This is a genomic window from Shewanella sp. M16 (assembly GCF_018224605.1).
Lineage (GTDB): Bacteria > Pseudomonadota > Gammaproteobacteria > Enterobacterales > Shewanellaceae > Shewanella > Shewanella oncorhynchi.
This window is the reverse complement of record NZ_JAGTUL010000031.1, coordinates 36287-51784: the sequence shown is the minus strand read 5'-3', so window position 1 is coordinate 51784 and position 15498 is coordinate 36287. Positions and strand designations below refer to the sequence as shown.

Here is a 15498-nt window from a genome sequence, read left to right as displayed (position 1 = left end):
GAATTTAAATATGAATATAATAAATTATGTGTCTGCGTTAGTGGATGTTGAAATGTCACTGCTAGTTAGCAAAGCAAAGCTTCGTTTATGTGATTGCGAAGATGATTTGGATGATGCTTGCTATGCGGAAAACATGGCTAATGAGTGTGGTTTAAGGTTTGAAACTATTTTGTTTGAAATATATGACCAATATGACGAAATGCCACGTTCAGCTCTTCTGAATGAAGTTATTACTAACATTAAATCCATTTATTCAAACCTTCCTCAGTTTTTAAAAGGGGGATTTGATAGTGGTGTTGGTGATGTAAAAATTGCCCGTGCAGGTCTTGACTAAAGTTTAAGTTTTTGTGGATATAAAAAGCGCTTAATTGCGCTTTTTTTGTACTTGAAATCAATAGTTTTAAGCGTTAGATGTATTGTTCTGAACCCTACGGGAAAGATTGAGATTCAATAGAATTTCTTTACAACAATTCCATGCTAGTTTAGACATTTAATTTATGTAGAATGCATAATTTGGCGCATGAGATCATAGATTCTGATGATTATATCGAGGGAAATTGCGCCGCAAAATCGCTCTATGATAAAGCCAAAAACGCCACTTACGCTGAATTATTAGCCACAGTGGAGCGACTGGGCTTCTGAATAAGCCCTCCCAAACTAGCGCCCTTCGGGGCGTTTTTTGTTTTCCGTGGCGCGTGGCCGTAGGTTGGTTGAACTCGGAAACGATGAAAATCGGTCAAATGGCGCGGCTCTTGAGAAAACAGCAACCGCGCTAAAAATATCTCTATTTCATTTATTGAGCTTGGATTTGGCGTATAAATTTGATGTGTAATTTTCCATCCAAAAGAGAGATTGAATCAGTGCCTTGTTGACCATCTAACATATTCGAGAGAAATACATTCTGATTTTTCAAAAAGCTATCGCTTTTAATTAATTCTATTAATTCATTAACCTGGGTTAATGATAAGTTGTTTTTTACCGGATACAGCGTGATATGAGTCCCTACTATGCCGTTAGAAGTAAACTCTTTATGGATCAACGCTAACTCGTCCTTCACTAAATCCTTTGGCATTGAAATTACAGCAGGACAATTTGATAAACCAATACCTGCAGGTTCATCAATGCCAAATAAGAGCCTTGGGATAGGGATTCCTGTAAATAAGTGAACTCGGATAATTAGCTCGAATGGAGTGGTATTTCTGGTTTGCCATGTAGCCAAGGTTCCAAGTGAAAAACCAGTTAAGGATGATAATTCATTCCTATCCTTTAATCCGAACTCACTGATTAGTCTATCTATAAGTGGTTTTCCGCCATGATAGCGAGGTATTTCTTTGAAAATAGGGCTATAAATCGGATACAAGTTTTCCCAACCTTTTGGGAGTGTTTCAAAATTTTTATCAGACATGTGGCTTCCTTGGTGTGCATTTAAACTCTTAAGCTCAATTGTCTTTATTCGTGTGAAGAAAGTCAAGTGAATGTGTTGTATTGAGTTGTTTCAAATGAGTTTGTCAGCTTGAATCTTGGAACCATAGTCGTTTTTGTTTTCCGTTGCGCATGGTCGTAGGCTGGCTGAACTCGGAAACGATGAAAGATGTCGCTTAATTATTTTTAGAGGTATTTGAAAAATGGTTGACACTGTCCCGATGTGGGACGTATATTTAAGGCCTGAACTGAGGCAAAGAGCCAAAGCAAAACGGAGATAATGCGATGAAAACATCAATTAGGTTACATGACAACTCAGTAGTTTCAATTCAATCAATTCACGCTAGTGTTATGAACATGCGGGATTCTTACAATTCAAAAATCAACACGATTTTATCTAAATATAGCGAGTCTTGGGTAGGCAATGAGCATGAAGTCACCCCCTCAGAAATGAGTGATGCTGATTACGCTTTATACCAAAGCATGTTTGAAGCAAGAGAAAATATTAAAGACATCGCTGGGCAGTTGTGCGTATTGCTGTAGAAAGTCACAACAACAATAAGCGGAGATAAATTTATGAACACAATCACATTAGAAATAATTGCTGAAATTGCTACTGAAATCTGCACAGGAAGTAAAGTTAAAGTTATTCGTGAAGATTACGATGACTATGGTTCTGAGTGTTACGTAAAAATCATCGGCGAGTGCGCTAATTTGATTGTAGAAGAAATCTATGACAGAGGCTTTAAGTGTCGTGTATCTGAGCATAAAACAGAAGATTTTAGCTCAACTATTACTTATAACCACCGTTTAGTCGTCGGTGGAGTAGCAACAGCTCATCATTTTAGCGAGTTCTTTACGAAAGAGATTGTTGATGAAATTCAAACCGCTGATATCAATAAAATTACTCATTTCATCAAATGCAATGCAAAGTATCTCAAAGCGTCAGCAGAATTTTTTGAAAGAGTTGATAACATCAACTACCCAGACTTGCGCGGCGAAGAAAAGTGGGGGAATGGCATCACTTCTTATGATCGCTTTGTAGTTTGTGATGAAGATTTTTACCTTGGCGGCGAAATAAAAGAAACAAGACGCACAAAGTTAATGCGCGAATGTGACATTCAAATCGATCATAACGATTTTTTCTAAGCGATAAATGACATGAAAATGATTCTTTTAAAATTTGATAGATGTGATCTTCTTGTTGAAGACGATGAAGCAGCTCAGCGAGTTAAACAACATCGTCAAGAAATTGTTGAACTTTATAATTTAACAATTGAAGCAATGAATAATTTTAATGACACTTCTTACAGCGCTAAATTGAAAATAAAAAACTCAGCTTTACGCGAAAAGTTTGCAGATAAATTCATCTTCGGAATGCCGTTCGATGCTAGAAGCGGAGAGCTTTACGCACTAGATAAAAAAATTAGCTATATCGAATGTAGCATTGAGGATTAGCATGAAAGAGAACGCTTCAAACACCGAGCAACTAGCCGCTTTAGTTGCTAAAGCTGGCGGCGTTCGTAAAGCCGAGACGCTGATTAATTCAGTTCGCGGTGCAGCACCAAGTAAATCAGCAATTGATCGAGCAATAAAAGGCGGCGGCACTGAATACAACATCAAGTGCATGATTGACGATTTAACTCAAGCATTAAGCTAGTTTAGATTCCGTGATGTTCTGGCCATCGGCTAACCGCCACGGAAACGATGGACGTTAGGAAAAAGCAGATCTTCCTCTATGCTGGCAGATCAATGCTAATATTTTTATTGGGTTCAAAAGTGATAAGGGCTCTTTATGGATGATCTAGAAAAGAGTGAACGGGCTTGGAAGTTATATCTAAAGTGCGGTTCTTCGGAGGAAGTCGCAAAAGAGATGGGATGTTCAGTTAGAGAGGTGTTTGAAATGATACAGCCAGCAATACTTAGGATGCAAAATGAAGTGAATACAAGAGTTGAAAGTTTAACCCAAGCTAATCATCTACCAGCCTGTATCAAACTGGATTGCAAAGGCAAACTGCATCCACCAAAAAGTGGAGATCAATACTTTGTCTGTGATCAGTGCCAAGCCAAATTTAAGTTAAAAATTACCCGCACCAACTCGCATTCTCAACTTCACTAAAGTCCATAGCTGGAGTGCCACGGAAACAATGGATTTCTGTAGAGGGTTGAAATTTTTCCCTAGTAATAGTATTAATTAGTTGGCTAGTTACTGCCGAATAGGCAGCTGAAAATAATCTCAATGAGATCACTCAGAAACAAAGTTGTTTACCTGCCGAAAAGGCAGTTGTGAAACGAGAAAGTGGAGTCCCTAGGGCTCCACTTTTTTTTAGCTTATTTCTTTGGATATGGATCTTCTACTGCATCACCTTTCCCAGTGAGGATTGTCCAGCCTCTTAAGGGGTGATCATCTTCATCAAAATCAGGGCATGGTGGTAATGATGTTTTGGATTGATTTGAGTATTTACGCCCACAATCAGCACATTCATAAGTTCCTGCTGAAACATCACTACCGTAGGGGACAACTGCTTTTTTTACCATAATTTGCTCTCTTTATTAACTAGCGCCTAGGGATTATTCCCATAGTTTAAATGGGGTTTTTGGGGCGAGTTTCAAGTAGCGACCATACACTATTTATTGGGCAATAAAACCCTCGAAACTACCCAGAAGCTTCTAACGACAGATCCAATATCAATGGGCGCTATAGCGGCCAATGCTTTTTAATTGCCATTTGTGAGCGAATAGCGCACAATTTTAAGATTGGATTTTATTTAAGTATGTAGAGGTATTAATGCGTGATACTGATGAAAAAGATGCGTTTTCGGAGTACTGCAAAACAAAATTAGGCATGAAAGCCAATGCAGTTGCTGATTACGCTCAAGTACCAAGGCGCACATTTTACGATTGGTGGCATACTCGCCGCCACGCTGTAGACTTGATTATTGATGGTATTCTGTATCGTCAGAAAATGAAAAAATGAGCGATAGTCGCGCATTTTTGCTTGACCTTTAGGCGGTATTCGCTCAAAATGGTCTCAGTTAAGTAATTATACAGAGGCTACAAAATGAATACTCTGGAAGAAGCATTTAAATACATGGTGTCATTGATCGAAACTGGATTTGAATATCCAGATGCAGAATGGAAAGCTAGTTCGAGATTTTCTGTATCAGCCGAGGAATTGGCTGAAATGTACGATGCTCGTTAATAGAATTGTTCCTCGTTTTGCGGGGATGCCAATGTTGGCATATAGCTAATGTTAAACGGGGTTCACCATGTCAATTCAAGAAAACACATTCGCAGAAGCATGTTACAACCAAAACTCTATTGAAGAACTTGAAGCGGCTTTGCAAGGTCAAGCGGATGCTGCTGATATGAAAGAGTGGGATCTAACAGAGGAACAATGGCGCGAGCAAATTTCAATAGCTCTACAAGAGCTAAAAGAAGACGCTGAATAATGAGTAGGGCGGCCATAGGTCGCCCAGAACAACGGAAAATCATATGAATAAAATTTTATTACCTCTTTCTCTATTTTCTGCGTTTTCACTAGCAAGCTCTTGGGAAGGACTGAATGATGTTTTGTGGGAGAACACTGCTGTTACAGTTAGCAAAAATAGCGTAATTCCCGTTCCAGAAAATTGCGCTGATAAGGCTATTATTGAATTGGCTGAAACATCAAAATCAGACGTTCTCAGCGTTGATAATGGCAAGGCTTTTCTTGATATTAAATTTAGTGCGAACAAGTCACCTGATAGTAAATATTGGGTCATTGATAGTACTGTTGAGTGTCGTGGCGATGGTTACAATTGTATCACCAGTCAATTGCTAACTTACAAGCCTGAAACTGAAGCGGTTGTCCGTTGTATGAAATACAAAGGAATGACTATTCGGGTAGGTGAGAATGGTGAGCCTGTCATTGAGAGTGACATTCCAGAACATCAGAAAGCGCTAAAGAGAATCAAAGCTGACGAGCTAGGAAAACAGAATTAACAGAGCGGAAAATAGCAATTATAAACGGGGTTTCTAAATGAATGATATCAAATGGCAAAGTACATTCCATAAACGTGCTGCTCACGCATTTTTTAACAGTCAAAGCGTTGGCGGCATGAGTTTATGTGGTCGAGAGTCTTTAAATACAAGTGAAACCTATGTTGACCCCAAAGGCCAAGCATGTGGCAGTTGCTTGAAGAAAATTGAAAAATTAAATGGTAGTAGATAGGTGCTTAAACCTAACAGAAAATAAAAACCAGAGCGGTGTTTGGCGACTCCCGCTCTGGGCTGGCAGAAAGAATCAGTGAGGTTCAAAACTGCCAGCGCGGTAATTGTAAACTAAAAAAGTGAGGTTCAAATGAAAAATCAAGATATTACATTTGATCGTTACGGTCGAATGAATTTCCATCCTGAATACCATTCTAAACATAAAACGCCTTGGACAACGGTAGATGAAAAATACCTTATTGAAAACTATGAAATAATTGGGCCGGAAGAAATGAGTTTTACGTTGGAACGTACTATACATACGATCATGACAAGGGTTTATCAACTTCGAAAAAAGGGGGTAATGAAACCCGTTAAACCTATTGGTCAACGTAAAACACACAAGCGTATTTCTGCTAATCAATTACATTCTGAGGTAGCAGATGAATCCAGATAGCGTTTTTTACAGATGGGATAAGGTAAAGTACGAATCAATCCCTATTCGCGCTGCGGCTGAGCGTTGTGCTTTAGTTGATACTTTTGATTTGGGTGGATTGAGACAAATAGACACTGTTCCGTTCACGCCTCCTCTTCAAAAGTCAGTCAGAAACAGGGCGTCAAAACGACTCAAAGATTGGCCGAGAGATGCCAACGGCGATTTTATTTTGCACTTACCAACGTCCAGTGGCGCCAGTCAAGAAAATTAACGGAAAAATCTATGGCTTATATCGAGCAATTTGACATCAATTCAATCGAGCAAGTTGTACATGGTCGATTCTCTGTATATGGGCGCGGTAATCGTGCCGTTCGTTTAGAGCACGATTCAATCAAAGGTGATACGGGGTTTTGTACTACGACATACAGCTACAACATGTCGCATGACATGCGCGAGTACAGTGCTGATCGTATCAGGTTGGCAATGGAACTTTTAAGTGGTTACAGCAATAACCAAATCAAGGCGATGATTGCTAAACGTCAAATGGAAGAACAGAAAAACTCGGCCAGTTAGGGAACAGATATGCAGTCACTACCGAATGTAAAAAAACCATGTGCTCAGTGCCCTTTCCGCAAAGACACATTGAAGGGCTGGTTGGGTGGTGAACGGATGTCTGAAATACTGGCGCAAGACTCGTTCGTTTGTCATAAAAAACAGCATTTGGAATGCGCGGGGCACATGCTGATAAATGGTAACGATAACGGGTTTGTTAGGTTAGCTAATCGACTCGGTATTGAATTGGAATTATCGGGTAAAGAAATGGTTTTTGAAACGCTGGAAGATTGCGTTTCACACCATGAATAACACGGAAAATAGGGGGCAATATGCCAAGAGTTATTGAATATATAGGTGAATCAATCGAAATTTCGGATTACCTGCCTGAGCACTATCCAGAGAACCAAACGTGCGAAGTTGTGCAAGGTATCTTTATCAATCCGAATTTGCGTAGTGATTTCAATCGCACACCAAATGATGAAAGAGAAGATTTAGAAATTGAGCACTGGTATGGTCGGCCATACATAGAAACCGATGAATACAGCTCAGAAACTTACTGTGAGTTTGTAGCTAGAATGGCTAGATACGATTCAGACTGTAAGTCTGAATCTGAGCATGATTTCAATGAGCGAACCCAAAAAAATAAAGAGTCGTGGTTTAAAGCTTACCCAACGGGTATTCGCTATGAAGTTCGTTGTCTAACAGGCGGTGCGTGGGATCGTTCAAGCTCTCAAGGTATGTTTAGCTCGCTAGATGAAGCGGTCAAGAAAGCTACCAGTGAAATAACTTTATTTGGGTTTATGTAGCAACAGAACGGAAAGTCGTATGTCTAAAACAGATGCAGTTGCGGGATTGAGAAATATGGATAGAGGCTACAATCTGTATGAGACAGGGTTGGCAAGCAAATATCTAGTAAAAAATGGCTCCAAGGCCGAAGCTATAACTGCGATAGAGAATCTTGAAGCGGAACTCGAAAAACGAGAAAATTGCATAATTATGGATTTTAACTTTGTTCTTGTCATTCCCGATGGAACTGAATATCACGACGAGCAAATATTAAAATGGCTTAAATCAAGTGTGGCATTTTAGCATTGTACTCAACTGATTTAACGGAAACTCATGAAGCTACTTGATTTAGTTGAAATAGTGTTGCCTGCAGTTGTTACTACTACCGTTTTTGTAGCGTGGGTCGTTTGCGGCAGCGGGTTACAGTGGATTTATCCAAAGCAACATGCAGAACTGCTTGAACTCGTTAAGGCGGTACAACCAGAACATAGTGATTCATTAACGCTGCTGGAAGTTTGGCAGATCGAATCTGAAATCACTAAGCAACTAACCCAAAACTAACATCGCGGAAATTCTATGCCAAAACTAACTAAGTCAGAGCAAGACGCGTTGGCATTAATTGAAAGCTGGCTCGTGTTCAATAAGCAGCACTTGTCTAAACAGGAAATCAGTCGAATATCAGCAGAAGATTTTTGGTTAGTTTATGACCGTGTAATTCCATCGTTTTGTTATGACAACGCATTTTTAACAGCCGTGGCTATGGATGCAAAGGCTGTGGTTTACGGGGCTGCGCTGACGTATATCGGAGATACATTAGTTCCTATCGAACATGCGTGGGTACGACTTGATAGCGATAAGTTGGTAGACCCCACTTACCAAAAAATGAGGGAACGTGGGGGGGCGTATGACTTTGAAGTTGAGTATTTCTCGTTGTTCGAGATCCCCACACTTGAATACATCAAGATTGCACAAGAGCTAGGAAACAGCTTTAGCCGCATTGTAGCAATGGATTTTTTGTGGTTCAGGCGTAGTTCCAAGTACAAGCATTATTTTGACACCGGTCGGCGGGTTCGGGGGCAGCCCGAGATTGGAGGGGGTTATGGCCGTAATTGATCAGTTTACTGTTGGTTCCTTATCTATATGGTTACTGTTGGCTCTTATTCTGGCTGTAAAAATCATCATAAATGGTGATTATGCAGATAGGCGAGGAATTGTTATTGCATTAATTGGAGTGGGATTTGGTGGTGGAGGACTCTGGTTTTTTGTTGAGAACGGATATTCTTGGCTCCCAAAATAATAATATGAATAGTTAACGGAATCTAAGCTATGACACCAAACAGTAAAGTTCTAGCTCTGGCTAATAAATGGCGAGCTGAAAATCCAGCGCGGGTCGGCGGTGTTGTGCTGGTTTGGCGAGGAAAGGTATACGCTTGGAAAGACAAACTCCGCGACCCATCTTGTGAGCGCCCAGGTGTTATTGCTGTAGACCAAGAAGGGCATTTGTTTTTGGCTGAGGGTGGCAATGACGAGAAAGGCGCTTCTGTGTGGTCAGTAATAAATCAAGCAAACTAACGGAAAATCAGATGACCACTAGATCTGTAAAAATTATTGGAATTTGTGATGATGATTATTCGTCTAGCTATGAGCTAGTTGGCGTCAACTGTACAGTTCGGGAATTTTTAGACTGGTTTTTTGAAATCGAATACTGCGAACAACGTTACAACTTCATAGCACAAGCTAATGAGCGTCTAGAAGGGGATGATCTCCTTTGTGATATTGGCGGTGACTCAAGAGATATGGAATTGGGTACAGTGATAAGCATTCAGTTTGACCAATTTTTCAGTGCTTTTTTACAAAACAAGATAAATCAAGCCAAAGAAGACCTTTATGACATCAGCTACCAATTCAGGCTCAAGCATGGTCTAGATGTAGATCATTTAAGGTGATAGCCCTTGGCCGCAGTGCAAATTTTTTGCACCAGGTCATTGGCTCGCGGGTTCGGGGGCAGCCCGAGATTTTTGCAATGCAAATTTAACTTTGGAATATCTGAATGACAAATAGAAAAACGCTAACAAAAGCTGAATTAATTCAGTTGCTAAGCAAATATCCTGATACTGCGGAGATTGTTTTAACTGTCACTCAAGCAGATATAGACAGTAATCCGCCAGTTGATATTGCGGGAATTTTGGTGCGCGAGCTACGGTTGCCTAGCGACCATTCGTATGACGCCGATGAAAACAGTATTGCACTTCAAGTTTGGTGATAGAGCGGAATCTAGAAATGAAAAACAAACCTGAATTAGTTGTGCTAGACCCTATGGGTAACATCGACTTAATTTTGAATTACATGAGAAAGAATGGTGTGAACGCTGCATTCAAAGAATGGCAGGGCAAGTTAAATCGCAACGATCAGTTACCTCGGGGACAGTTTTTCAAGGGTAAAAAAGCAGGTAAGCCACATATGCTTTTAGATGAAGTATGGCAGATTTTGAAACACAACTAAGAAAAACGGAAAATTAACTATGCAAGATGATAATGAAGTTGTAAATGCAATTGAAATTCTTCGTGCTCGTATTGAGGCTGTTCATCCTCAAACTAATGGCGATAAAACTTCTCTATTGGCTCATATAGATGCAATTGAGTTTGGTACATTGATTTTCAGCAGTATCGAAGAAAAAAGCGGCTTTAATGACTTCCTTGGTTGTTTTACAGATTGTCATTTTGATGATTACATTCAGCGATTGGATTGGGCAAGAGGCTATCTAAGAGCAAGCAGAAATCCTTACATCCTAAATAACCGCGAAAATAATAGTGATTGCCATTTTAATGATGCTGAAAGTATCGTTAAAAAAGCTCTAACTGATGCGAACCCTGTAATTATCAACTCTTAACTCGGAAAATATATGAAAGCTCTGTTCAAAGCTGCCTTGGCATTTTTGTTAGATGTCGATGCCCGTACACCTTCCCCATTAACATATCCAAATGGTAGCGCGATGTCTGTGGCCGAGGCCAAACGGTATGAATTTAAGTGTTATTTAGAGTTGCTAGAGTTTGAAAGCAAATACCAACATGGTGCAGTTACTGGTACATACGAAACCATTAACATTGATCAAGTCAAAGAGCATAACCGCTTTTTGTATGAACATCTGGAAGGGCTCCGTTTGCTCGAATGGGAAACCCAAGTAAACAATCAACAAGGTCGGTTGTGGGCTTGGTGGCGTGCAGGTGTAATCTCTGATGTGGAACATAATGAAATGTTAGAGGAAATACGAAACAAAGCGATTAAAGCAATTTTGCGGAAACAAGCAGAATCAAGAATCAGTTGAGCCAAAGTAAGAGAGCGGAAAGTCAAATATGTCAGAAATCACCTTTTTAGATGACTATGTAAACAAAATGGGCGTACCTCTTATTGTTGATCAAGAACGATATGGTGGTAGTTATACAGCTATTGTTATGCACATGGACTGGGCGACGTGGATTTTTGATAAATTAGGGGGGGATGATTTTGATGGTACACAAGCACAATATTTACTATCAAACCAATTATTACCTGCTGCCAGTGGCAATTCATTATCTCAGGCATTGAGGCGATTAAATGCAAAGCTTGAAGCTTTGTACTCAATAACAGATGAAGATGGTCGAAATGGTGTTAAACGTAAATTTTCCTTAGTTGCAGAGCATGATATTAAAGATGGTGAAGCGCAGACATTTTATGATGTTGATTTTAACAATGTTGTAAATGACTGTCGAGAAAGTGAAAGTGAAACTTACTGGTATGACGAAGCAAAAGAACAATGTAGCAATAAAATAAAACGAGATCTTCATGCGTTAATTAATTTTAATTGGCCGGATGATTTAAGCAAGGCTGTAGAAGCCGCAAATGAACTCGATTAATATTCACGGAAAATAGGGGGAAATATGCGCTTACAGAATGGTGTTGCAACTCGCTTAATTTGGTTTTTGCTCTCAAGTACTTTGGCATTCACATTTCTAGCTCTTTGGATGGTTGATAACCAAGCGAGCATTTTAACAAAAATACTTGGTCTTGCAATGTTGGTGCCATCAACGCTTCTTATGTTCGGCACAGGATATAGATTGATAGAGTATTTGTTGTTAAATTTGAAAAAAAATCAAAGTTAGAATCAATAGAGCGGAAAATCTATGACTACTCATAAGCATGGCGAATCGAGAAATCACAGGGTAGAAAGTACCCAAGGCCAATATAGCTCGCATGAATTTTCAGTATGTGAGCGGTACTGTGAGAAATGTGACTCATGGGGAACGGTCAAAGGTTTGGTGACGTCTGACTTCTGCCCTACGTGTGAAATCCCCTTTGATAAGTCTTGGTGGGATGAAAGCGATAAACATAAACACTAATCGAAGTAAGAGAACGGAAAGTTCACAATGACACCAAACAGTAAAGCCCTAGCTCTGGCTAATAAATGGCGCTCTGAAAATCCAGCACGGGTCGGCGGTGTTGTGCTGGTGTGGCAAGGAAAGGTATACGGTTGGAAAGACAAACTCCGCGACCCATCTTGTGAGCGCCCAGGTGCTATTGCTGTAGACTATGAAGGGCATTTGTTTTTGGCTGAGGGTGGCAATGACGACAGCGGTGCGTCTGTGTGGACAGTGATCAATCAAATTAACGGAAGTAGGAACTACTAAGAATGGGCATTGAACAGTACAGAAAGGAAATGGCCGAGGCCGAAATCCACAAGCCAAGAGCAATGTCGGCACTGGCACTTATTGATATGGCGTTAGAACATGGTTCTAGCTCCGCTAAAACTGCGGCGCTAATCATCCTAAGCCTTGAGGCTGACCAATGGTTTAAGTTTAGTGCTATTGAGCTAGTGAATCTCGATGGAACTAATCGCTCTCACGCGAATAACGTTTTGCTTGGTGTTGAGGGTGGCGATTTTCAACCGTCTGTGTGGTTGGCGCGGATTGGTGTTGATGTGAAAGACAAGATCACGACTTTGCTTGATAAGTGGTCTTCGCTTCGAATGAACCAATAGAGTGGAATTTCACGAATGGAACAAAAACATCATTACCATGTATTTTATATTGGTTTGTCAAATCAGACAGGTCAGCAAGTTCAATGCACAGTGACTATCCTGTGTGCAATGCCAATTCAGTATCAATCTGATTTAAAGGACATAACAGCGTACATTGAGACAAATTACAATGTGAGTGATGTGGCTATTGTTAATTGGATGCCCCTTCTTGGGTTGGAACGACCAGAATCAGGGGGCAGTACAGTAAGCGAAGAAGAATAACAGAGCGGAAATTCGGGGTCATTATGAAAGGGCTATATCTTAAAATCGTTAATGCTCATGGTGAGCCAACTAAAATGCGATTGGCAGAATTCCGCATTAATGAATCTTCACCAAGCACAGATAAATTAGGCATTGCTATCGGCAAGTGGCTACCAATCACTAAGGAACCAGAGCACGAAGGAACCAAGTTTCGCTTCCTTAAATGCCTTCATTGTGGACACCATGATTTTAATGAGGATGGTGAACGCCTTTGTGACTATGTTTGCAATGGTTGTGGAATGACCATCAGTGCTAATGAAAAAGCGGCTTAATAAACTAAACACGGAATCTAAGGTCGAGGCCAATTGAAACTAAAAACGTACTACGTTTACCCAAATAAGGTTATTAACACTATGACGGGTGTTAGCCCTTCCTCACTCGGGTGGACGTTCCAGCCACCGAAGGGGGCTGGATTAATCAAGAAACTTTTGCGGGGCAAAACCCTGTCCGAGCTTTATGCTGCAATGGAAAGCCACGGTATTAATATTGACGAGCGCTGTGATGAATCAGAGTTCGTAAACCCATGCACGAGTAAGTTGTCAATCACCGGTGATGCCGTTAGCGTTCGAATCATCATAGTAGATGAACACGGTGTTAGGAGTATGCCAGTGCTTAGATTTGAGTTTACCGCTGATAGTATTCCCTCATTCACTGGTGCGGTAAAAAATGCACTAAAGGTCTTGGATGTTGAGCAGATGAACAATCGCTTAAACCAGCTAGTTAAATACCTAGGTGATCGACAGAATTAAAAGCTGATAGTTGAATCAAAGTAAGAGAGCGGAAAATAGCTATGGACGAACAGACACAAGACCTATCAGCTAGTAACGCAACTCACTTGCTGCAATGCCGCCATTCATTCGGCAGGGGCAACACCTATTACAAGATGCGCTGCCATGTACTAAAAACTATGCCGGACGGTCGCCTCAAAGTTCGCGTTTATGGTAATCGCTACTGGAAAGATACTGATCACATCGTAAATGTTCGATACGTTGAATCTAGCCGAGTGACCGCACTTTGAATCGTAACAACGGAATATAACGCTTTAGAAGTGATGTCTAGTGCGCCTAGAAGAGTTTCATATGAATTGACAGCCCTTGGCCGCAGTGAAAATTTTTGCACTAGGTCATTGGCTCGCGGGTTCGGGCAGCCTAAGATTTTTGAAATTAAAATTTCCGAAACGAGGTTTTCTGATTATGGCGGTTATAATTTTGGTTCATTGAATATTGATTTAACATTGGGAGTAAATAAGCAATGGGTAATAATGTGCAGTATGATGAGGTTAATCGTGCGATTTCTCTTTTAGAGAAATCTGGATATAGCGTCATAAAAAAATCTTTTGGCATGTCTGAATCTGAACGTAAATTATGCTTTTCTGTAGGAGAATTTATTCATTCGATTGGGAATATTATTAAAGATAAGTGTTTGGTAATCCCGCATATTACGGTTGATGATGGATTTGTTCTGCATGATATGGGTGAAGCAATAAGGGGGAATATGTTAACAGATTATCCTCGATTGCTAAGCGCTGGAATTGACACGAGAGAGATGTCTCGGGCTGATCTAGTTGATAAGGCGCATGATATTTTATTTAAAGCCCATTTTCTTCCTCCTCACCATTGGGATTCTGTTAGGCGAAATGACTTTTGAACTTGACGGTAAACCGACTTCGGGGACGTTAATAATTGCCTATGAAGTTGGTGATAAACCTATGCAAGTTCAATTGTTAAGAAAACTATCTGTTGCACTCAATGATCTTGCTGATGAATACGAATCTTATCCAAATAAATGTTTGAAAAAACCGCAAAATGTTTATGAAAATCATGCAGTTGCTGCAATCCAGTTTGCATTGGAAACCGATGATGGCTTAAATTTTCTTAGACTTTGGAATGAAGGTGAGTTTGATGTACTTCGCAAGGAGTGGTCTGATGCTCCGGAGGATGTTTATATCGGGGCAGATCCACTATACAAAGTCACATCTGATTCGGAGTACATCTCTGGCATGGATGAAGGTGTTTATCTAATGCCCGAGCCATTGATTATTCGGTGAAAAGGTAGTTTGTTGATGTCCAGAGCGCCTAGTTGAATTTAATCTAAATAGACAGCCATTGGCCGCAGTGCAAATTTAACCAACGGAATCTAAGATGCAAAAAGAGTTAGGTGAATTACTTGTATTTATTTCCCGCGTGGCTGTATCAGCACGAATGAATACAGCATACAACAGGAGTTCGATTGATAACCCTGATACACCGCGAGCTGCTATGTGGCTTACTGATATGCTGCATAATTTTGTTGGGGTTGGATCTGCCATTTCGAACGATGATCGAGCTCTAGCTTTGCGGGAACTCGATATTCTTAAAAGCAAGTGGTTGCATGATAAACCGCAAATTGAGCGCTCATGTGATGTGAATAAGCATGTGTGTGAGTGGAGTGTAGATCAGGGTGTGGAACTGTTGGATAAACTGAAAGCAGCCATCGTTAACGACAGTGAAGGCAATTAACGGATAATAAAGATGGAAAACCAGCAGGTCGAAACTCTTTTAGCATCTTGGCTCAACACGGGGCATGAGTACAATCCTGAGTTGAGATTATTCAAGCATCCTGAATTTATTTTTAGAAAATCAGGCGAGTGGATGGGGTGGAACTCATTTTTGGGTCAGAGTGAAGGTTCTGCTTCATTCGATAATAACGAAAAGAGAGATCATCTTGATAATCAGGCTTGGCAACTTTATTTGAGTCGATTTCATCGATGAAAAATTAGACAAAACGAGCAAAAAGCTTATGGCAAATTGCCTGA

General features: G+C 40.3%; 40 protein-coding genes. 38 read left to right on the top strand and 2 right to left on the bottom strand.

Features of this window, described 5'->3' with window-relative positions; genetic code table 11:
- Window positions 1-334: hypothetical protein (locus tag KFE26_RS18150; protein WP_212601269.1), on the top strand; the 334-nt coding region annotated here is incomplete at its 5' end.
- A gap of 459 nt (window positions 335-793) precedes the next feature.
- Here the strand turns inward: KFE26_RS18150 and KFE26_RS18145 are convergent.
- The gene (locus KFE26_RS18145) at window positions 794-1405 is read right to left on the bottom strand and encodes a helix-turn-helix domain-containing protein (RefSeq protein ID WP_212601268.1); all 612 of its coding nucleotides are present in this window, start codon (window positions 1403-1405) and stop codon (window positions 794-796) included.
- A 302-nt stretch (window positions 1406-1707) separates the two neighbouring features.
- On the opposite strand from KFE26_RS18145, the gene KFE26_RS18140 reads away from it, so the two are divergent.
- The 5 genes from KFE26_RS18140 to KFE26_RS18120 all read left to right on the top strand — a co-directional run bounded on the left by KFE26_RS18140 (window position 1708) and on the right by KFE26_RS18120 (window position 3541).
- On the top strand, window positions 1708-1965 hold the full coding sequence (locus KFE26_RS18140) for a hypothetical protein (protein ID WP_212601267.1): 258 nt from the start codon (window positions 1708-1710) through the stop codon (window positions 1963-1965).
- A gap of 33 nt (window positions 1966-1998) precedes the next feature.
- Entirely contained in the window at window positions 1999-2571 is a 573-nt protein-coding gene (locus KFE26_RS18135; RefSeq protein WP_212601266.1) for a hypothetical protein, read from the top strand.
- Window positions 2572-2583: 12 nt separating this feature from the next.
- Window positions 2584-2880 carry a hypothetical protein gene (locus tag KFE26_RS18130; protein ID WP_037428032.1) on the top strand — a complete coding sequence of 99 codons (297 nt, stop codon included), beginning with the start codon at window positions 2584-2586 and terminating at the stop codon, window positions 2878-2880.
- 1 nt (window position 2881) lies between these two features.
- Window positions 2882-3082: a hypothetical protein gene (locus KFE26_RS18125; protein ID WP_212601265.1), complete on the top strand. Its 201-nt coding sequence runs from the start codon at window positions 2882-2884 to the stop codon at window positions 3080-3082.
- Between the two features lie 135 nt (window positions 3083-3217).
- Window positions 3218-3541 (top strand): hypothetical protein, encoded by a 324-nt coding sequence (locus tag KFE26_RS18120; protein WP_212601264.1) that lies wholly within the window; start codon window positions 3218-3220, stop codon window positions 3539-3541.
- A gap of 212 nt (window positions 3542-3753) precedes the next feature.
- Here the strand turns inward: KFE26_RS18120 and KFE26_RS18115 are convergent, their stop codons facing one another.
- Window positions 3754-3960, bottom strand: a complete 207-nt coding sequence (locus KFE26_RS18115) for a hypothetical protein (protein ID WP_212601263.1) — start codon at window positions 3958-3960, stop codon at window positions 3754-3756.
- 250 nt (window positions 3961-4210) lie between these two features.
- Here KFE26_RS18115 and KFE26_RS18110 point away from each other — a divergent pair, with 250 nt between their 5' ends.
- The 32 genes from KFE26_RS18110 to KFE26_RS17955 all read left to right on the top strand — a co-directional run bounded on the left by KFE26_RS18110 (window position 4211) and on the right by KFE26_RS17955 (window position 15454).
- Entirely contained in the window at window positions 4211-4399 is a 189-nt protein-coding gene (locus KFE26_RS18110) for a hypothetical protein (RefSeq protein ID WP_212601262.1), read from the top strand.
- A gap of 84 nt (window positions 4400-4483) precedes the next feature.
- Window positions 4484-4624, top strand: coding sequence for a hypothetical protein (locus KFE26_RS18105; RefSeq protein WP_212601261.1), 141 nt, complete (start codon window positions 4484-4486; stop codon window positions 4622-4624).
- A gap of 67 nt (window positions 4625-4691) precedes the next feature.
- Window positions 4692-4874: a hypothetical protein gene (locus KFE26_RS18100; RefSeq protein WP_212601260.1), complete on the top strand. Its 183-nt coding sequence runs from the start codon at window positions 4692-4694 to the stop codon at window positions 4872-4874.
- 43 nt (window positions 4875-4917) lie between these two features.
- On the top strand, window positions 4918-5406 hold the full coding sequence (locus KFE26_RS18095) for a hypothetical protein (protein ID WP_212601259.1): 489 nt from the start codon (window positions 4918-4920) through the stop codon (window positions 5404-5406).
- Window positions 5407-5443: 37 nt separating this feature from the next.
- The gene (locus KFE26_RS18090; protein ID WP_212601258.1) at window positions 5444-5635 is read left to right on the top strand and encodes a hypothetical protein; all 192 of its coding nucleotides are present in this window, start codon (window positions 5444-5446) and stop codon (window positions 5633-5635) included.
- 129 nt (window positions 5636-5764) lie between these two features.
- Window positions 5765-6070 carry a hypothetical protein gene (locus KFE26_RS18085; RefSeq protein WP_212601257.1) on the top strand — a complete coding sequence of 102 codons (306 nt, stop codon included), beginning with the start codon at window positions 5765-5767 and terminating at the stop codon, window positions 6068-6070.
- Window positions 6057-6320 carry a hypothetical protein gene (locus KFE26_RS18080; RefSeq protein ID WP_212601256.1) on the top strand — a complete coding sequence of 88 codons (264 nt, stop codon included), beginning with the start codon at window positions 6057-6059 and terminating at the stop codon, window positions 6318-6320. The genes KFE26_RS18085 and KFE26_RS18080 overlap by 14 nt, the downstream gene beginning before the upstream one ends.
- Window positions 6321-6331: 11 nt before the next feature.
- Entirely contained in the window at window positions 6332-6622 is a 291-nt protein-coding gene (locus KFE26_RS18075; RefSeq protein ID WP_212601255.1) for a hypothetical protein, read from the top strand.
- A gap of 9 nt (window positions 6623-6631) precedes the next feature.
- Entirely contained in the window at window positions 6632-6913 is a 282-nt protein-coding gene (locus KFE26_RS18070; RefSeq protein WP_249195814.1) for a DUF6283 family protein, read from the top strand.
- A gap of 20 nt (window positions 6914-6933) precedes the next feature.
- A complete protein-coding gene (locus KFE26_RS18065; RefSeq protein WP_212601253.1) occupies window positions 6934-7410 on the top strand; it encodes a hypothetical protein in 477 nt (158 codons plus the stop codon).
- A gap of 19 nt (window positions 7411-7429) precedes the next feature.
- Window positions 7430-7693 carry a hypothetical protein gene (locus KFE26_RS18060; RefSeq protein ID WP_212601252.1) on the top strand — a complete coding sequence of 88 codons (264 nt, stop codon included), beginning with the start codon at window positions 7430-7432 and terminating at the stop codon, window positions 7691-7693.
- 30 nt (window positions 7694-7723) lie between these two features.
- On the top strand, window positions 7724-7951 hold the full coding sequence (locus KFE26_RS18055) for a hypothetical protein (protein ID WP_212601251.1): 228 nt from the start codon (window positions 7724-7726) through the stop codon (window positions 7949-7951).
- A gap of 15 nt (window positions 7952-7966) precedes the next feature.
- Window positions 7967-8503 (top strand): hypothetical protein, encoded by a 537-nt coding sequence (locus KFE26_RS18050; protein WP_212601250.1) that lies wholly within the window; start codon window positions 7967-7969, stop codon window positions 8501-8503.
- A complete protein-coding gene (locus KFE26_RS18045) occupies window positions 8490-8687 on the top strand; it encodes a hypothetical protein (RefSeq protein ID WP_212601249.1) in 198 nt (65 codons plus the stop codon). Before KFE26_RS18050 ends, KFE26_RS18045 begins: the two co-directional genes overlap by 14 nt.
- A 29-nt stretch (window positions 8688-8716) precedes the next feature.
- Window positions 8717-8962 carry an antirestriction protein ArdR gene (locus KFE26_RS18040; protein ID WP_212601248.1) on the top strand — a complete coding sequence of 82 codons (246 nt, stop codon included), beginning with the start codon at window positions 8717-8719 and terminating at the stop codon, window positions 8960-8962.
- Window positions 8963-8973: 11 nt separating this feature from the next.
- Window positions 8974-9336: a hypothetical protein gene (locus tag KFE26_RS18035; protein ID WP_212601247.1), complete on the top strand. Its 363-nt coding sequence runs from the start codon at window positions 8974-8976 to the stop codon at window positions 9334-9336.
- Window positions 9337-9440: 104 nt separating this feature from the next.
- Window positions 9441-9653, top strand: a complete 213-nt coding sequence (locus KFE26_RS18030) for a hypothetical protein (protein ID WP_212601246.1) — start codon at window positions 9441-9443, stop codon at window positions 9651-9653.
- A 17-nt stretch (window positions 9654-9670) separates the two neighbouring features.
- The gene (locus KFE26_RS18025; protein ID WP_212601245.1) at window positions 9671-9892 is read left to right on the top strand and encodes a hypothetical protein; all 222 of its coding nucleotides are present in this window, start codon (window positions 9671-9673) and stop codon (window positions 9890-9892) included.
- A gap of 19 nt (window positions 9893-9911) precedes the next feature.
- The gene (locus KFE26_RS18020; protein WP_212601244.1) at window positions 9912-10280 is read left to right on the top strand and encodes a hypothetical protein; all 369 of its coding nucleotides are present in this window, start codon (window positions 9912-9914) and stop codon (window positions 10278-10280) included.
- A gap of 12 nt (window positions 10281-10292) precedes the next feature.
- Window positions 10293-10715, top strand: coding sequence for a hypothetical protein (locus KFE26_RS18015; protein WP_212601243.1), 423 nt, complete (start codon window positions 10293-10295; stop codon window positions 10713-10715).
- 28 nt (window positions 10716-10743) lie between these two features.
- Entirely contained in the window at window positions 10744-11283 is a 540-nt protein-coding gene (locus KFE26_RS18010) for a hypothetical protein (RefSeq protein ID WP_212601242.1), read from the top strand.
- Window positions 11284-11307: 24 nt separating this feature from the next.
- Window positions 11308-11529 (top strand): hypothetical protein, encoded by a 222-nt coding sequence (locus KFE26_RS18005; RefSeq protein WP_212601241.1) that lies wholly within the window; start codon window positions 11308-11310, stop codon window positions 11527-11529.
- Between the two features lie 21 nt (window positions 11530-11550).
- The gene (locus KFE26_RS18000; protein ID WP_212601240.1) at window positions 11551-11766 is read left to right on the top strand and encodes a hypothetical protein; all 216 of its coding nucleotides are present in this window, start codon (window positions 11551-11553) and stop codon (window positions 11764-11766) included.
- 27 nt (window positions 11767-11793) lie between these two features.
- Window positions 11794-12054 (top strand): antirestriction protein ArdR, encoded by a 261-nt coding sequence (locus KFE26_RS17995; protein ID WP_212601239.1) that lies wholly within the window; start codon window positions 11794-11796, stop codon window positions 12052-12054.
- 2 nt (window positions 12055-12056) lie between these two features.
- Window positions 12057-12404: a hypothetical protein gene (locus KFE26_RS17990; RefSeq protein WP_212601238.1), complete on the top strand. Its 348-nt coding sequence runs from the start codon at window positions 12057-12059 to the stop codon at window positions 12402-12404.
- A 15-nt stretch (window positions 12405-12419) separates the two neighbouring features.
- Window positions 12420-12665 carry a hypothetical protein gene (locus KFE26_RS17985; RefSeq protein ID WP_212601237.1) on the top strand — a complete coding sequence of 82 codons (246 nt, stop codon included), beginning with the start codon at window positions 12420-12422 and terminating at the stop codon, window positions 12663-12665.
- A gap of 23 nt (window positions 12666-12688) precedes the next feature.
- A complete protein-coding gene (locus KFE26_RS17980) occupies window positions 12689-12976 on the top strand; it encodes a hypothetical protein (RefSeq protein ID WP_212601236.1) in 288 nt (95 codons plus the stop codon).
- A gap of 81 nt (window positions 12977-13057) precedes the next feature.
- Window positions 13058-13453, top strand: a complete 396-nt coding sequence (locus KFE26_RS17975; protein ID WP_212601235.1) for a hypothetical protein — start codon at window positions 13058-13060, stop codon at window positions 13451-13453.
- A 502-nt stretch (window positions 13454-13955) separates the two neighbouring features.
- Complete coding sequence (locus KFE26_RS17970; protein ID WP_212601234.1) at window positions 13956-14351, top strand: hypothetical protein; 396 nt, start codon at window positions 13956-13958, stop codon at window positions 14349-14351.
- Complete coding sequence (locus KFE26_RS17965) at window positions 14341-14751, top strand: hypothetical protein (protein ID WP_212601233.1); 411 nt, start codon at window positions 14341-14343, stop codon at window positions 14749-14751. The genes KFE26_RS17970 and KFE26_RS17965 overlap by 11 nt, the downstream gene beginning before the upstream one ends.
- A gap of 94 nt (window positions 14752-14845) precedes the next feature.
- Window positions 14846-15202 carry a hypothetical protein gene (locus KFE26_RS17960; protein WP_212601232.1) on the top strand — a complete coding sequence of 119 codons (357 nt, stop codon included), beginning with the start codon at window positions 14846-14848 and terminating at the stop codon, window positions 15200-15202.
- Between the two features lie 12 nt (window positions 15203-15214).
- Entirely contained in the window at window positions 15215-15454 is a 240-nt protein-coding gene (locus KFE26_RS17955) for a hypothetical protein (RefSeq protein WP_212601231.1), read from the top strand.
- Window positions 15455-15498 lie beyond the last annotated feature (44 nt).

Excerpts from the sequence above, each read along its gene's own strand:
- KFE26_RS17955 (WP_212601231.1), top strand. The coding sequence starts at position 15,215 with ATGGAAAACCAGCAGGTCGAAACTCTTTTAGCATCTTGGCTCAACACG.
- KFE26_RS18085 (WP_212601257.1), top strand. The coding sequence starts at position 5,765 with ATGAAAAATCAAGATATTACATTTGATCGTTACGGTCGAATGAATTTC.
- KFE26_RS18110 (WP_212601262.1), top strand. The coding sequence starts at position 4,211 with ATGCGTGATACTGATGAAAAAGATGCGTTTTCGGAGTACTGCAAAACA.
- KFE26_RS18115 (WP_212601263.1), bottom strand. The coding sequence starts at position 3,960 with ATGGTAAAAAAAGCAGTTGTCCCCTACGGTAGTGATGTTTCAGCAGGA.
- KFE26_RS17965 (WP_212601233.1), top strand. The coding sequence starts at position 14,341 with ATGACTTTTGAACTTGACGGTAAACCGACTTCGGGGACGTTAATAATT.
- KFE26_RS17995 (WP_212601239.1), top strand. The coding sequence starts at position 11,794 with ATGACACCAAACAGTAAAGCCCTAGCTCTGGCTAATAAATGGCGCTCT.
- KFE26_RS18100 (WP_212601260.1), top strand. The coding sequence starts at position 4,692 with ATGTCAATTCAAGAAAACACATTCGCAGAAGCATGTTACAACCAAAAC.
- KFE26_RS18010 (WP_212601242.1), top strand. The coding sequence starts at position 10,744 with ATGTCAGAAATCACCTTTTTAGATGACTATGTAAACAAAATGGGCGTA.
- KFE26_RS18040 (WP_212601248.1), top strand. The coding sequence starts at position 8,717 with ATGACACCAAACAGTAAAGTTCTAGCTCTGGCTAATAAATGGCGAGCT.
- KFE26_RS18130 (WP_037428032.1), top strand. The coding sequence starts at position 2,584 with ATGAAAATGATTCTTTTAAAATTTGATAGATGTGATCTTCTTGTTGAA.
- KFE26_RS18055 (WP_212601251.1), top strand. The coding sequence starts at position 7,724 with ATGAAGCTACTTGATTTAGTTGAAATAGTGTTGCCTGCAGTTGTTACT.
- KFE26_RS18000 (WP_212601240.1), top strand. The coding sequence starts at position 11,551 with ATGACTACTCATAAGCATGGCGAATCGAGAAATCACAGGGTAGAAAGT.
- KFE26_RS18120 (WP_212601264.1), top strand. The coding sequence starts at position 3,218 with ATGGATGATCTAGAAAAGAGTGAACGGGCTTGGAAGTTATATCTAAAG.
- KFE26_RS17960 (WP_212601232.1), top strand. The coding sequence starts at position 14,846 with ATGCAAAAAGAGTTAGGTGAATTACTTGTATTTATTTCCCGCGTGGCT.
- KFE26_RS18050 (WP_212601250.1), top strand. The coding sequence starts at position 7,967 with ATGCCAAAACTAACTAAGTCAGAGCAAGACGCGTTGGCATTAATTGAA.
- KFE26_RS18140 (WP_212601267.1), top strand. The coding sequence starts at position 1,708 with ATGAAAACATCAATTAGGTTACATGACAACTCAGTAGTTTCAATTCAA.
- KFE26_RS18145 (WP_212601268.1), bottom strand. The coding sequence starts at position 1,405 with ATGTCTGATAAAAATTTTGAAACACTCCCAAAAGGTTGGGAAAACTTG.
- KFE26_RS18125 (WP_212601265.1), top strand. The coding sequence starts at position 2,882 with ATGAAAGAGAACGCTTCAAACACCGAGCAACTAGCCGCTTTAGTTGCT.
- KFE26_RS18065 (WP_212601253.1), top strand. The coding sequence starts at position 6,934 with ATGCCAAGAGTTATTGAATATATAGGTGAATCAATCGAAATTTCGGAT.
- KFE26_RS18020 (WP_212601244.1), top strand. The coding sequence starts at position 9,912 with ATGCAAGATGATAATGAAGTTGTAAATGCAATTGAAATTCTTCGTGCT.
- KFE26_RS18060 (WP_212601252.1), top strand. The coding sequence starts at position 7,430 with ATGTCTAAAACAGATGCAGTTGCGGGATTGAGAAATATGGATAGAGGC.
- KFE26_RS17985 (WP_212601237.1), top strand. The coding sequence starts at position 12,420 with ATGGAACAAAAACATCATTACCATGTATTTTATATTGGTTTGTCAAAT.
- KFE26_RS18075 (WP_212601255.1), top strand. The coding sequence starts at position 6,332 with ATGGCTTATATCGAGCAATTTGACATCAATTCAATCGAGCAAGTTGTA.
- KFE26_RS18080 (WP_212601256.1), top strand. The coding sequence starts at position 6,057 with ATGAATCCAGATAGCGTTTTTTACAGATGGGATAAGGTAAAGTACGAA.
- KFE26_RS18105 (WP_212601261.1), top strand. The coding sequence starts at position 4,484 with ATGAATACTCTGGAAGAAGCATTTAAATACATGGTGTCATTGATCGAA.
- KFE26_RS18005 (WP_212601241.1), top strand. The coding sequence starts at position 11,308 with ATGCGCTTACAGAATGGTGTTGCAACTCGCTTAATTTGGTTTTTGCTC.
- KFE26_RS17980 (WP_212601236.1), top strand. The coding sequence starts at position 12,689 with ATGAAAGGGCTATATCTTAAAATCGTTAATGCTCATGGTGAGCCAACT.
- KFE26_RS17970 (WP_212601234.1), top strand. The coding sequence starts at position 13,956 with ATGGGTAATAATGTGCAGTATGATGAGGTTAATCGTGCGATTTCTCTT.
- KFE26_RS18070 (WP_249195814.1), top strand. The coding sequence starts at position 6,632 with ATGCAGTCACTACCGAATGTAAAAAAACCATGTGCTCAGTGCCCTTTC.
- KFE26_RS18095 (WP_212601259.1), top strand. The coding sequence starts at position 4,918 with ATGAATAAAATTTTATTACCTCTTTCTCTATTTTCTGCGTTTTCACTA.
- KFE26_RS17990 (WP_212601238.1), top strand. The coding sequence starts at position 12,057 with ATGGGCATTGAACAGTACAGAAAGGAAATGGCCGAGGCCGAAATCCAC.
- KFE26_RS18035 (WP_212601247.1), top strand. The coding sequence starts at position 8,974 with ATGACCACTAGATCTGTAAAAATTATTGGAATTTGTGATGATGATTAT.
- KFE26_RS18090 (WP_212601258.1), top strand. The coding sequence starts at position 5,444 with ATGAATGATATCAAATGGCAAAGTACATTCCATAAACGTGCTGCTCAC.
- KFE26_RS18025 (WP_212601245.1), top strand. The coding sequence starts at position 9,671 with ATGAAAAACAAACCTGAATTAGTTGTGCTAGACCCTATGGGTAACATC.
- KFE26_RS18135 (WP_212601266.1), top strand. The coding sequence starts at position 1,999 with ATGAACACAATCACATTAGAAATAATTGCTGAAATTGCTACTGAAATC.
- KFE26_RS18015 (WP_212601243.1), top strand. The coding sequence starts at position 10,293 with ATGAAAGCTCTGTTCAAAGCTGCCTTGGCATTTTTGTTAGATGTCGAT.
- KFE26_RS17975 (WP_212601235.1), top strand. The coding sequence starts at position 13,058 with ATGACGGGTGTTAGCCCTTCCTCACTCGGGTGGACGTTCCAGCCACCG.
- KFE26_RS18030 (WP_212601246.1), top strand. The coding sequence starts at position 9,441 with ATGACAAATAGAAAAACGCTAACAAAAGCTGAATTAATTCAGTTGCTA.
- KFE26_RS18045 (WP_212601249.1), top strand. The coding sequence starts at position 8,490 with ATGGCCGTAATTGATCAGTTTACTGTTGGTTCCTTATCTATATGGTTA.